This is a genomic window from Stappia sp. G46H5W, from assembly GCF_058448995.1.
In genome coordinates, this window is record NZ_JBZFLL010000005.1 from 24,743 (window position 1) to 37,203 (window position 12,461).

The window sequence follows — 12,461 nt, forward strand, 5'->3', positions numbered from 1 at the left end:
GCGGAAAAAGCAGCGGCTCAGGCGGTCCGCGGCTTCGCGTTGCGGCCGTCCCGCTGCAGCACGAAGGTCGCTGCCGCCGTCACCGCCACGCCGGCCAGCGTCCAGGCGCCCGGCCAGGGCGCACCCATCACCACCGTCTCCAGCAGCACGAAGGACGGCAGCAGGTAGGTGTAGGCCATCACCGGCCCCGCCGGCAGGCGCAGGCTGGCATAGGTGGCGCAGAAGAAGCTGGTCGCCGTCGGAAACACCGCCAGATAGGCAATGCCGAGCAGCACCGGCGGCGGCACCGCGGCCCACTCGGTCGCCGCCAGTTCGGCGCGGCCATAGACCAGCAGCATCGCCGCGCCGGCGGTCAGGATCCAGAAATTGAAGATCTCCAGCGGCTCGCCGCGATTGAAGAGCCGCATCAGGGGAGCATAGAAGGAATAGGCGGCGACGCCGAAGAGATAGATGCGCTCGCCGGGACCGAACTCCAGCCGCGCGAGCCGAGTGAGATCGTCGCCGAACAGCACCAGCAGGGCGCCTGCCGCCCCCACGCCGAGGCACACCACCTGCCGCCGCGAGATCCGCTGGCCGAGCAGCGCAAGGCCGGCAAGCGCGGTGAAGGCGGGAAGCAGGGTGAAGACCGCGCCCGCATTGAGCGCGCTGGTCAGCCGCAAGGCCTCGAACATCGTCACGAAGAAGATGTCGAGCAGCAGGGCGATCAGCAGATAGACTGGCAGGCGCGACAGCTTCGGCAGCGCCCATTGCCGCTTCGCCGTGACGATGGCGGCAAAGATCGCCGCGGCGATGCAAAAGCGCAGCGCGGTCAGCACCGCCGGGTCGAGCGCACCGGTGATCGCATGGCCGAGCGGGAACGAGGTGGAGACCAGAAAGACGAAACCGAGCATCGCCGCGTGGGCGCGCCCGGTTTCGCCGGCATCCGCAGGGGCGGCAGCGGTGGTCACCGCGCCGCCCGTCTTTCGCAAATCGTCATTCTGCTGCTTCCGGCACCCGGTTCGGGTTGTTGGGATGGGTCGTCCAGTTGGCATAGTTCGGATTGATCGGCTTGCCGGTGCGCGGGTCCGTGCCCTCGGCAATGTGCTCCATGGTGATGCAGTCCTCGACCGGACAGACCGAGACGCACAGGTTGCAGCCCACGCACTCCTCGTCGATCACCTCGAAGTGGCGCAAGCCGTCCTTCATGGCGGTGATCGCCTGGTGCGAGGTGTCCTCGCAGGCGATGTGGCAGCGGCCGCACTTGATGCAGGCATCCTGGTCGATGCGCGCCTTGACCACGTAGTTGAGGTTGAGCCGCTGCCAGTCGGTGACCTTGGGCACCGCCCGCCCGACCACCTCATCGACCGAGGTGTAGCCCTTTTCGTCCATCCAGTCGGACAGGCCGTCGATCAGGTCCTCGACGATGCGGAAGCCGTAGGTCATCGCCGCGGTGCAGACCTGCACCGTGCCGGCGCCCAGCGCCATGAACTCGGCCGCGTCCCGCCACGTCGTCACGCCGCCGATACCGGAGATCGGCAGGCCGTGGGTCTGCGGATCGCGGGCGATCTCGGCGACCATGTTGAGGGCGATCGGCTTGACCGCCGGGCCGCAATAGCCGCCATGCGCGCCCTGCCCGTCGATGGTCGGATAGGGGGCCATCTGGTCGAGATCGACCGAGACGATGGAGTTGATCGTGTTGATCAGGGACACCGCGTCGGCCCCGCCCGCATGGGCGGCCCGGGCCGGGTTGCGGATGTCGGTGATGTTCGGCGTCAGCTTGACGATCACCGGCATGCGCGTGTGCTGCTTGCACCAGCGCGTCACCATCTCGATGTATTCGGGCACCTGGCCGACGGCCGAGCCCATGCCGCGCTCGGACATGCCGTGCGGGCAGCCGAAGTTCAGCTCGACGCCGTCGGCTTCCGTCTCCTCGACGCGGCGCAGGATGTCGATCCAGTTCTGCTCCTCGCAGGGCACCATCAGCGAGACGACGAGCGCCCGGTCCGGCCAGTCGCGCTTGACCTGCTTGATCTCGCGCAGGTTCGTCTCCAGCGGGCGGTCGGTGATCAGCTCGATATTGTTGAACCCGAGCAGCGAGCGGTCCGGCCCGTGGATCGCGCCGTAGCGCGGGCCGTTGACATTGACCACCGCCGGGTCCTCACCGAGCGTCTTCCAGACGACGCCGCCCCAGCCCGCCTTGAAGGCGCGGACGACGTTGTATTCCTTGTCGGTCGGCGGCGCGGAGGCCAGCCAGAACGGGTTCGGCGACTTGATGCCGAGAAAGTTGGTGCGAAGATCGGCCATATGAAAATCCTCCCCACGGATGTTCGGGAGTGAAGGGTACGGGTTGGGAAGACCTGCCGCGCTCAGGCGGTCAGCGCCGCGTGGATCGAGGCCGCGGCGATCTTGCCGTCCTCGACCGACGCGACTGTCAGGTCCTCGCCTCCGGCCACGCAATCGCCGCCGGCCCACACGTCGGCAAGCGAGGTGCGGCGGTCCGCGTCGACGCCGATCCGGCCGCCGTCGAGCTCCAGCGCCTCGCCTCCGCCCAGCGCGTCCGGCACGAAGGTCTGGCCGATCGCCTTGAACACCTGGTCCGCTTCCAGCGTCACGCTCTCGCCGGTTCCCGTCAGCCGGCCGGCGCTGTCGGGCAGCATCCGCTCCAGCTCGATGGCCCGCACATGGCCGCCCTCGCCGATCAGCCGGCGGGGCGCCAGACACTCGCGGATCACCACCCCGTTGGTCAGGGCGATCTCCTGCTCGTAGGCGCTGGCCTTCATCGCCTCGCGGTCGCGGCGATAGGCGATGGTCACCTCTTCCGCGCCGAGGCGCTTGATCTGCACGGCGATGTCGATGGCGGTCATGCCGCCGCCGATCACCACGACCTTGCGGCCGACTGGCAGGGCGGAAAGATCCTGCGCCTGGCGCAGCTCGGCGATATAGGCAACCGCATCGATGACGCCGGCCAGATCCTCGCCCTCGGTCTTGAGCGCGTTGACGCCGCCGAGCCCCATGCCGAGGAACACCGCGTCGAAGTCGCGCCGCAGGCCTTGCAGCGTGATGTCGCGGCCGAGCGCGGTGTTGCACTCCACCGTGATGCCGCCGATGGACAGGACGAAGTCGACCTCCGCCTGGGCAAAGTCGTGCGTCGTCTTGTAGGCGGCGATGCCGTATTCGTTGAGGCCGCCGAGCTTGGCCCGCGCCTCGAAGATCGTGACGTCATGCCCCTCGCGCGCCAGCGCATGAGCACAGGCGAGGCCGGCCGGGCCGCCGCCGACGACGGCAACGCGCTTGCCGGTGGGAGCTGCGCGCTCGTAAGGCAGGGACGCATCGCGCGCCAGGAACGTGTCGGTCGCATGGCGCTGCAGCAGGCCGATGGACACGGGCCGGTCCTCGGCGAGGTTGCGCACGCAGGCCTCCTCGCACAGGGTCTCGGTCGGGCAGACGCGGGCGCACATGCCGCCGAGGATGTTCTGCTCGAAGATCGTCTTGGCCGAGCCGAGCGGATTGCCGGTGGCGATCTGGCGGATGAACTTCGGGATGTCGATGGACGTCGGGCAGGCGATCGTGCAGGGCGCGTCGTAGCAGAAATAGCAGCGATCCGCCTCGACCCGCGCCTCATGGACGCCGAGCGGCGGATGCAGGTCCTCGAAATTCTCCAGGTAGTCGTCGGCCGTCAGTCGCCCCGCACGGATGTCGGGGTTCACGAGTGCATCAGCCATGGCTGCACCTCCGATTGCACCGGGCCGCGGGCGCGGGCTCCGGCGTCGATGTTCTCCTCTGGAACGCAGGCGATCCGTTTCTGTCGTCGGACCGGGACCGGAAGGGGATCCCGCTATTGTCCTGCGCCGGCTCTGGCGATTTGCTTGGCGCGCGCCTCGTTGGGTGGGAGCACGTCCGGGATCATTGGGCCGAATTTTGACCAAATAGTCAAATTTTTTGTGGCAACTCGAAAGCCGGCGTCCCGACGCGGCGCTTGGCCCCCGGCGACGGGCATGCGATATGCGATGCCATACAGGCCGCGATGCGGCACCAAGACATCTAACGGGAGAGAGACCGGTGACGCGACCCGTCCTTCACGACTACTGGCGTTCGTCTGCAAGCTACCGCGTGCGCATCGCGCTCAACCTGCTCGGCATCGCCTACGATGCGGCTACGGTGAACCTGCTCACCGGCGCCCACCGGGCAGCGGAGAACCTGGCCCGCAACCCGCAAGGGCTGGTCCCGACGCTGGAGATCGACGGGCACGAGCTGACCCAGTCGCTCGCCATCATCGAGTACCTGCACGAGACCAACCAGCCGGCCTCGACCCTGATGCCGGCCGATGCTGCCGGCCGCCACCGGGTCCGTGCGCTGTCCCATGCCATTGCCATGGAGATCCATCCGATCTGCAACCTGTCGGTCGCCAATCACGTGGCCGAGATCACCGGCGGCGGCGACGAGGCCAAGGCCGCCTGGATGCGCACCTATATCGGCAAGGGGCTGGCGGCACTGGAGCGCATGCTGGACGACCCGCGCACGGGCCGCTTCTGCCATGGCGACACGCCGACCCTGGCGGACCTCTGCCTGGTGCCGCAAATGTACAATGCCCGCCGCTGGGGCGTCGATCTCGCCGCCCTGCCGAAGCTGGTGGCCATCGATGCGGCCTGCACCGAGATGGAGGCCTTCGCCGCCGCCCATCCGGATCGCATCGGCGCGCCCGCCTGACCACCTGCCACTCCGCTTCTGAGATATCCGCTTTCGAATATCAGGATATCCTCATGATCCGCTTTGCGGGCGGGCGCGGGGCGGCTAGATTCGCGTCATGACAGACGCCGTCCTGCCCCCGCCCGATCACGCCGAAGCATCCCGCCCGGCTTCCTCTGCCCTTGCCAGCACGACGCCCGCGCCGTTCTGGTTCCTGCTCGCCGCGCAGTTCGTGGTGGCGGCGGCCGGCCTTGTGGTGGAGATCGTCGCAGGAAGAATGCTGGCGCCCTATGTCGGCATGTCGCTCTACACCTGGACGGCGGTGATCGCCGTGGTGCTGGCCGGCTTTTCTGCCGGGCACTGGGCCGGCGGCCTCGTCGCCGACCGCCCGGCGCGCACCGGCCTCATGTGGCTCGCCGTCTCCGGCGCGCTCGGGGCGATCACCACCATCGCCGCCCTGCCGCTGCTGCGCTGGGTCTCCGGCCCGGTGCTCTCCAGCCTGACAGATCCGGTCGCCGGCATCGTCGCGCTGGCGATGCTGCTGTTCTTCCTGCCGTCCTTCGCCGCCGGCATTCCCTCGCCGATCCTGGCGCGGCTCGCCATCGAGGACCGGGTCCGCAGCGGCCGGGCGCTCGGCGCCCTGCATGCGGTCTCGGCCATCGGCGCCATCGCCGGCACGCTGGCCGCCGGCTATCTGTTCATCTCCTGGCTCGGCACCGCCCGCACGCTGATCACCGTCGCCGCCGCCTACTCCCTGTTCGCGCTGTGCTGCCTGTGGATGGCCCGCCGGGTGCCACGCGATACAGGCGGCGGTTCGCTCACGGCGGCTGCCGGCATCACAGTCCTTGCGCTGTTCGCCACCGCCGCCGGCCCGTTCCTGCCGCAGAAGATCTGCGACATCGAAAGCCGCTACTACTGCATCCGTTCGCTGGACGTCTCGGCCGATTTCGGGGCGCCGACCCGGCTGATGGTGCTCGATCACCTCGGCCACGGCATCAACGTGCTCGGCGATCCGGCGCGGCTGGAAATGCCCTATGCGGCGATCATCGACGCGGTGACCCGCGCCCGGCTCGGCGATGCGCCGGAGCAAGCCTATTTCATCGGCGGCGGCTCGCTGACGCTGCCGCGCGCCTGGACGCGGGACGGCGCCCGCCCCGGCCTCGTCGTCGCGGAGATCGATCCGCAGGTGACACGGATGGCCGCGCGCGACTTCGACGTCGACCCGTCGCGCTTCACCGTCGTCCATGCCGATGCCAGGGCCCGCCTCGCCTCGCTCGGAGGCTTCCAGGTGATCATCGGCGACGCCTTCACCGACATCGCCGTCCCGGCGCATCTGGTGACGCGCGAGTTCTATGCCGAGATCGCCGAGAGCCTTGCGACAAACGGCCATTACGCGATGAACCTCATCGATCACATGGACCGGCTGCAGGCACTGGCCGCCACGGTGCGGACCCTGCGCACCGCCTTTCCGGTGGTCGAGGTCTGGGTCGAGGCGGAAGACTTCACCGCCGGCGGGCGCACCACCTTCGTGCTGATCGCCGGGCGCATGCCGACGCCTCAGGCCCGCTTCGTGCTGCCGCCGGTGGCAGAGGGCGCGGCAAGCCGCATCCTCGCCCGCATGCCGGAGCAGCGGATCGACGCGCTCGTTGCCCGCATCGATCCACCGGTGCTCTCCGACGACTATGTGCCGATCGACCGGCTGATGGGGCCGGGCTCTTAAATTCGGCTCACGCGCCAGTACGTCAGGCTTGGGCGCGCTTGGCCTCCACCACGTCCCAGACGCGGGCCGCGATGTCCGGTCCGCCCAGCCTTGCGACGGCACGGATGCCGGTCGGGGCGGTGACGTTGATCTCCGTCAGGTAGCCGTCGATCACGTCGATGCCGACGAGGATCAGCCCCTTTTCGCGCAGGGCCGGGCCGAGACGGGCGCAGATCTCGCGTTCGCGCGGGGTGAGGTCGGCCTCGCGCGCCGCGCCGCCGCGCACCATGTTGGAGCGCAGGTCGCCCTCCTGCGGCACCCGGTTGACCGCGCCGGCGAACTCGCCGTCGACCAGCAGGATGCGCTTGTCGCCCTTCGACACCTCGGGCAGGAAGCGCTGGATCACCCAGGGCTCGCGGAAGGTGGCGGCGAAGAAATCGTAGAGCGAGCCGTAGTTGAGATCGTCCGAGGTGATGCGGAACACCGCCGCCCCGCCATGGCCGAACAGCGGCTTCATGACGATGTCGCCATGCTCGGCGCGGAAGGCGTCGATGGCGGCACGGTCGCGGGTGATCAGCGTTTCCGGCATCAGGTCCGGGAACTCGGTGACGAAGAGCTTTTCCGGCGCATTGCGCACCGAGGCCGGGTCGTTCACCACCAGGGTCTTCGGGTGGATCTTCTCCAGCATGTGGGTCGCCGCGACATAGGCCATGTCGAAGGGCGGGTCCTGCCGCATCAGGACCACATCCATTTCGGAGAGGTCCGTCAGCTTCCGCTCCCCGAGGGTGAAGTGGTTGCCCGTCTCGTCGCGCACCGTGACCGGCTCCAGCGAGGCCGTCACGGTGTTGCCGTTCATCGCCAGCCGGTCGGGCGTGTAGTGGAAGAGCGCGTGGCCGCGGGCCTGCGCCTCGAGCATCATCGCAAAGGCGCTGTCGCCGGCGATGTTGATGGAGGAAATGTGGTCCATCTGGACCGCGACCTTCAGCCGGGGGGATGCCTGGCCGGATGTCGAAGGGGTGGAAGAGGTCATCGGAAGGTCTCCGGCGCCGGAACGGCGCGCTGAACGACGGACGGGAAGGCGGAGCGGGCGCCCCGCGGTTGGGGACAGGATATGCGACCCGCGCCGGGCTTTGTCCAGTGCGCGGGCGCCCGGACGATCACCGTTCCGCGACGGCGAAGGCGTCGGCGATGTGCACCGGCAACCGCCAGGGCGAAACCAGCACCGCGTCGAAGCGCAGCGTCATGGCGCCGAGATCTTCGCGCCCGGCGCACCAGGTGCGGGCAGCAGACGCGATCCGGCGCTGCGCCGACGGGGTGATCGCGGCCAGCGCCGCATCGCGGTTGCCGCGCGCCTTGACCTCGATGAAGGCGATCGTCCTGCCCCGCCGGGCGATGATGTCGATCTCGCCGCTGCCGGCGCGAAAGCGCCGGGCCAGGATCCGCCAGCCCCTCGCCCGCAGGTAGAGCGCGGCCAGCGTCTCGGCCCGCAGCCCCAGCCGGTAGGCGCCGCGCCGCCGGCGGGTGCTGCCCGGCTCTTGCGCGCCGCCCCGGGTCATGCGGAGGGCTGGAACATGGCGGCGAGGATCACCGCCATCACGGTCAGGAGAAACCCGCCGGCGGCGAGCTTCCAGGCATCGCGGCGGTGCTTCAGCCCCGGCCAGCCGAGCGGCTTGATCACCTGGATCGCGGCGACGGCGGCAAAGAAAACCAGGATGATCTTGGTCATGCACGGCGCTCCGCTGGCGGGTTCAAAGGCTCACCCGCCCGAGTAGCACGGGTGGCAATCGAGGGCAAAGCAGCGCCCCGCCGCCTCACTTCGCCTTCATCTCCAGGGCGCGTGCGTAAAGGTCCTTGCGGTCGAGGCCCGTAAGCTGCGCCACATGCTTGGCGGCACCGGCCGCCTTCATGGTCTTCAGTGCCTCGGCGAGCAACGCATCGGCATCGCCCGCATCGGCTTCCGGCCGCTCGGGCGGCGGGGCGATGACCACGACGAACTCGCCGCGCGCCGGCCCTTCGGCGAAATGGCGGGCAAGCTCTTCCAGCGTGCCGCGCTCGAAGGTTTCGAACCGCTTGGTGATCTCGCGGGCGACCGCCGCCTCCCGCTCGCCGCCGAACACGCTCGCCATGTCGGCAAGCGAGGCGGCGATGCGGTGCGGGCTTTCGAAGAAGATCAGCGTTGCGGGAATGCGCGAGAGCTCTTCCAGCCTTGCGCTGCGCGGCCCGCCCTTTTGCGGCAGAAAGCCGGCAAAGCAGAACGTGTCCGACGGCAGGCCCGAAGCGACGAGCGCGGCCAGCGGCGCGCTGGCGCCGGGCACGGGGAAGACCTTGTGGCCGGCCTCGACCACTTCGCGCACCAGCCGGTAGCCGGGATCGGAAACGAGCGGCGTGCCGGCATCGGAAACCAGCGCGACGGCGCGCCCGGCCTCCAGCGCCGCCATCAGGCGCGGGCGCACCTTCTGCGCATTGTGCTCGTGATAGGCGGTGAGCGGCGTCTTCAACCCGAAGCGCTGCATCAAGGTGGACGTGACGCGCGTGTCCTCGCAGGCGACGAGATCAGCCGCCGCCAGCACCTCCAGCCCGCGCACCGTCATGTCACCGAGATTGCCGATCGGCGTTGCGACGATATAGAGGCCGCAGGCGAGCGAGGGCGCCGTCATGCGATGGGCGCCGATGAAGAAGTCGCGGGAGGCCGGCTTCGGCGCTTCGCTCTGGTCCGGCTCGGTGGAGGACATGGGGGTCGGCTTTCATGCGAACGGGAGCCCGCCGGGCGGGCTTTCGACCGTTTTGGCAGGAAACGCGGTCAAGGCCAAGGCGGCGAGCGAGGATTTGCAGCCGGCGGGCGGTGCTGCTAAGCATTTTGCGGTCGGCGGCCCGTTCGCACCCGGGGCCGGCGGCGGTACACCCGCCTTGCGGCAGGCAAGGCCGGGCAGACGGGAGATCGGGGACAGTGCTTGGAGTTCTGGACAAGATGATGCATGCGCGGCGATCCGTCCTTGCGCTCTCGCTCGGAGCTGCCCTGGCGCTTGCCGGCTGCAGCGGCTCGACCATGGGCGAGTATCCCGGCTATCCCTCGACGCCCCCGGGCCAGCCGACCGTGAGCGGCGAGACCATCGGCCAGGGCTCGGTGCGCGTCGCCATGCTGCTGCCGATGAGCGGCGGCGGCAGCGCCTCCTCCATCGCCACCGTCTTCCGCAACACCGCCGAGCTGGCGCTGTCCGACTTCCAGGGCGCCGACGTGCAGATCCTGATCAAGGACACCGGCGGCACCGCGCAGGGCGCGCAGGCGGCCACCCAGGCGGCCCTTGCCGAAGGTGCGGAACTGATTCTCGGGCCGGTCTTCGCGCCGGCCGTCGGCGGGGCGGCCACGACCGCGCGCTCCTCCGGCATTCCGGTCGTCGCCTTTTCCAGCGACGAGGCCGTCGCCTCGCGCGGCGTCTACCTGTTGAGCTTCCTGCCGCGCAGCGACGTGGCACGGATCGTTTCCTATGCCGCGGCCCAGGGCAAGCGCTCCTTCGCAGCGCTGCTGCCGGACGACACCTATGGCGCGGTGGCCGAGGCCGCCTTCCGCCAGGAAGTCGGCCGCGCGGGCGGTCGGATCGTCTCCATCGAGCGCTACAAGCTGACCGGCAACGACACCTCGGACATCGCCGCCAAGGCGAGCCAGATCGCCGCCAATGCCGCACAGATCGATGCGATCTTCGTTCCCGCGGGCAATGTCGCGCCCTTCGTGGCGCAGACCCTGTCGACCGGCGGCGTCAATCTCGGCCAGACGCGCCTGCTCGGCAGCGGCCAGTGGGAATCGCCGCAGGTGCTGAACGCGGCGCCGCTGACCGGCGCCTGGTACCCGGGTCCGGATGCGGCCGGCTTCCAGGCCTTCGCCTCGCGCTACCAGTCCCGCTACGGCTCGCAGCCGCCGCGCAATGCCTCGCTCGCCTATGACGCGACGATCCTTGCCGCAGGCCTGGTGCGGTCCGCCGGCCCCGCGCGCTTTTCCGAGCGCGTGCTGACCAACCGCGACGGCTTCCTCGGCATCGACGGCGTCTTCCGCTTCGAGCGGGACGGGCGCAACGCGCGTGGCCTTGCGGTCTACGAGGTCACGGGCAGCGGCTCGCGGGTCATCTCGCCGGCGCCTCGCTCCTTCGGCTCGGGCAGCTGACGGCAGCCGCCCGCCGACGTCCTCCATCCAGCCAGCGGGAGGCACCGTTGAGCCTTACTGACACGCGCATCCTTCTCGTGATCGGCGGCGGCATCGCCGCCTACAAGAGCCTCGACCTGATCCGCCGCCTGCGCGAGCGCGGTGCAGCCGTCCGGGTCGTGATGACCGAGGGCGCCTGCCGCTTCGTGACGCCGATGGCGGCGGGGGCGCTTGCTGGCGACAAGGTCTTCACCGATCTCTTCGACCGCGACGACGAACACGATGTCGGCCATATCCGCCTGTCGCGCGAGGTCGATGCCATCGTCGTCGCGCCGGCCACCGCCGACCTGATGGCGAAGATGACGGCCGGGCTTGCCGGCGATCTCGCCAGCGCCGTGCTGCTCGCCTCGAACAAGCCCGTCCTGCTCGCTCCGGCGATGAACCCGGCGATGTGGGCCAATCCCGCAACCCGCCGCAATGTCGACCAGCTTGCCCGCGACGGGCTCTCCTTCGTCGGGCCGAATGCCGGCGAGATGGCCGAGAGCGGCGAGGCGGGCCTTGGCCGCATGGCCGAGCCGCTGGAGATCGTCGCCGCGCTCGAAGCGATGCTCGATCCGGTGCCGCAGGACCTTGCCGGCCGGCACGTGCTGATCACCTCCGGGCCGACGCATGAGCCGATCGATCCCGTCCGCTACATCGCCAACCGCTCCTCCGGCAAGCAGGGCCATGCCATCGCCGCCTGGATGGCGCGGCACGGCGCCCGCGTGACGCTGGTCAGCGGGCCGGTGACGCTGGCCGATCCGCCGGGCGTCAATGTGGTGAAGGTGGAGACCGCGCGGCAGATGCTGGCCGCCGTCGAGGCGGCGCTGCCGGCCGATGTCGCGGTGATGGCGGCGGCTGTCGCCGACTGGCGCACCGACGGCGAGAGCGACCGCAAGATCAAGAAGGACGGCAGCGGCAAGGTGCCGGTTCTGGCGCTGACCGAGAACCCGGACATCCTGGCCACCATCGGCCGTCATTCCTCGGCCCGTCCGCGCCTGGTGGTCGGCTTTGCCGCCGAGACCAACGATGTCGTCGACAACGCCCGCGGCAAGCTGGAGCGCAAGGGCGCGGACCTGATCGTCGCCAACGACGTGTCGCCGGAAACCGGCGTCATGGGCGGCGATGCCAACACCGTGCGGCTGGTCGGCCACGAAGGCGTCACCGACTGGCCGACGCTGAGCAAGGACGAGGTGGCGCGCCGGCTGGTCGCCGAGATCGCCCGCCGGCTCGCCGCGACCGTCGGCCCGGCGTGAGGCGTCTGCCCGCGCCTGTCGTTGCCGGTCCCCTTTTTTCAAACCGTTCCCGATCTCACCCCCGGTCTCACCAACGGATCCCAGCCATGACCCTTCCCCTGCGCGTACGTCGCCTTGCCCACGGTCTCGACCTGCCGCTGCCGTCCTACCAGAGCGAGGAGGCCGCCGGCATGGACCTTCTGGCCGCCGTCGAGGCGCCGCTGGTGATCGCGCCGGGCGCCCGCGCGCTGGTGCCGACCGGCATCGCCATCGCCCTGCCGCCGCATACGGAGGCGCAGGTGCGCCCGCGCTCCGGCCTTGCCGCGCGCCACGGCGTCACCGTGCTCAACACGCCCGGCACCATCGACCCGGACTATCGCGGCGAGGTGAAGGTGATCCTGATCAATCTCGGCGACGAGCCCTTCACGGTGGAGCGCGGCAGCCGCATCGCCCAGATGGTGGTGGCGCCGGTGGCACGGGCCGAGCTGATCGAGGTCAACGAGCTGGACGAGACCCGGCGCGGCGAGGGTGGCTTCGGCTCCACCGGGCATCATTGACACGCCTGAAGGGCATGAATTTCTAAAGAATCGCCTCATTCTGGAATCATGTTCCATGCCTGTGCGGCCCGCAGCGACGGCAGGGTCTCGTCAGCGCGGCGGCGCATCCCTAGATTGGGGACAGAATGACG

Annotated in this window: 12 protein-coding genes; 5 read left to right on the forward strand and 7 right to left on the reverse strand. The window is 69.6% G+C overall.

Going from position 1 to position 12,461, the window contains the following annotated elements; translation table 11 throughout:
• Nucleotides 1–17: 17 nt before the first annotated feature.
• The 3 genes from ACVJ6E_RS15725 to ACVJ6E_RS15735 form a co-directional block, all read right to left on the reverse strand.
• The gene (locus ACVJ6E_RS15725; RefSeq protein ID WP_158592727.1) at nt 18–947 is read right to left on the reverse strand and encodes a DMT family transporter; all 930 of its coding nucleotides are present in this window, start codon (nt 945–947) and stop codon (nt 18–20) included.
• A gap of 25 nt (nt 948–972) precedes the next feature.
• On the reverse strand, nt 973–2,283 hold the full coding sequence (gene preA / locus ACVJ6E_RS15730; RefSeq protein ID WP_120269791.1) for an NAD-dependent dihydropyrimidine dehydrogenase subunit PreA: 1,311 nt from the start codon (nt 2,281–2,283) through the stop codon (nt 973–975).
• A 62-nt stretch (nt 2,284–2,345) separates the two neighbouring features.
• Nucleotides 2,346–3,701 (reverse strand): NAD(P)-dependent oxidoreductase, encoded by a 1,356-nt coding sequence (locus ACVJ6E_RS15735; protein WP_120269792.1) that lies wholly within the window; start codon nt 3,699–3,701, stop codon nt 2,346–2,348.
• A 337-nt stretch (nt 3,702–4,038) separates the two neighbouring features.
• Between ACVJ6E_RS15735 and maiA the strand changes: the two genes are divergently transcribed.
• Both maiA and ACVJ6E_RS15745 read left to right on the forward strand, forming a co-directional pair.
• Nucleotides 4,039–4,686 carry a maleylacetoacetate isomerase gene (gene maiA / locus ACVJ6E_RS15740; RefSeq protein WP_199681353.1) on the forward strand — a complete coding sequence of 216 codons (648 nt, stop codon included), beginning with the start codon at nt 4,039–4,041 and terminating at the stop codon, nt 4,684–4,686.
• 97 nt (nt 4,687–4,783) lie between these two features.
• On the forward strand, nt 4,784–6,385 hold the full coding sequence (locus ACVJ6E_RS15745) for a fused MFS/spermidine synthase (protein ID WP_199681355.1): 1,602 nt from the start codon (nt 4,784–4,786) through the stop codon (nt 6,383–6,385).
• A gap of 22 nt (nt 6,386–6,407) precedes the next feature.
• Here the strand turns inward: ACVJ6E_RS15745 and gshB are convergent, their stop codons facing one another.
• The 4 genes from gshB to rsmI form a co-directional block, all read right to left on the reverse strand.
• Nucleotides 6,408–7,394 (reverse strand): glutathione synthase, encoded by a 987-nt coding sequence (gene gshB, locus ACVJ6E_RS15750; protein WP_120269794.1) that lies wholly within the window; start codon nt 7,392–7,394, stop codon nt 6,408–6,410.
• A gap of 127 nt (nt 7,395–7,521) precedes the next feature.
• Nucleotides 7,522–7,920 carry a YraN family protein gene (locus ACVJ6E_RS15755; protein WP_120269795.1) on the reverse strand — a complete coding sequence of 133 codons (399 nt, stop codon included), beginning with the start codon at nt 7,918–7,920 and terminating at the stop codon, nt 7,522–7,524.
• Nucleotides 7,917–8,090, reverse strand: coding sequence for a hypothetical protein (locus ACVJ6E_RS15760; protein WP_185926829.1), 174 nt, complete (start codon nt 8,088–8,090; stop codon nt 7,917–7,919). Before ACVJ6E_RS15760 ends, ACVJ6E_RS15755 begins: the two co-directional genes overlap by 4 nt.
• An 85-nt stretch (nt 8,091–8,175) precedes the next feature.
• Complete coding sequence (gene rsmI, locus ACVJ6E_RS15765; protein ID WP_120269796.1) at nt 8,176–9,096, reverse strand: 16S rRNA (cytidine(1402)-2'-O)-methyltransferase; 921 nt, start codon at nt 9,094–9,096, stop codon at nt 8,176–8,178.
• Between the two features lie 215 nt (nt 9,097–9,311).
• Between rsmI and ACVJ6E_RS15770 the strand changes: the two genes are divergently transcribed.
• The 3 genes from ACVJ6E_RS15770 (at nt 9,312) to dut (ending at nt 12,330) form a co-directional block, all read left to right on the forward strand.
• Nucleotides 9,312–10,520: a penicillin-binding protein activator gene (locus ACVJ6E_RS15770; RefSeq protein WP_371811468.1), complete on the forward strand. Its 1,209-nt coding sequence runs from the start codon at nt 9,312–9,314 to the stop codon at nt 10,518–10,520.
• A 47-nt stretch (nt 10,521–10,567) separates the two neighbouring features.
• The gene (coaBC, locus tag ACVJ6E_RS15775) at nt 10,568–11,794 is read left to right on the forward strand and encodes a bifunctional phosphopantothenoylcysteine decarboxylase/phosphopantothenate--cysteine ligase CoaBC (protein WP_120269797.1); all 1,227 of its coding nucleotides are present in this window, start codon (nt 10,568–10,570) and stop codon (nt 11,792–11,794) included.
• 86 nt (nt 11,795–11,880) lie between these two features.
• Entirely contained in the window at nt 11,881–12,330 is a 450-nt protein-coding gene (dut, locus tag ACVJ6E_RS15780; RefSeq protein ID WP_067224698.1) for a dUTP diphosphatase, read from the forward strand.
• The last annotated feature ends 131 nt before the right edge of the window (nt 12,331–12,461 follow it).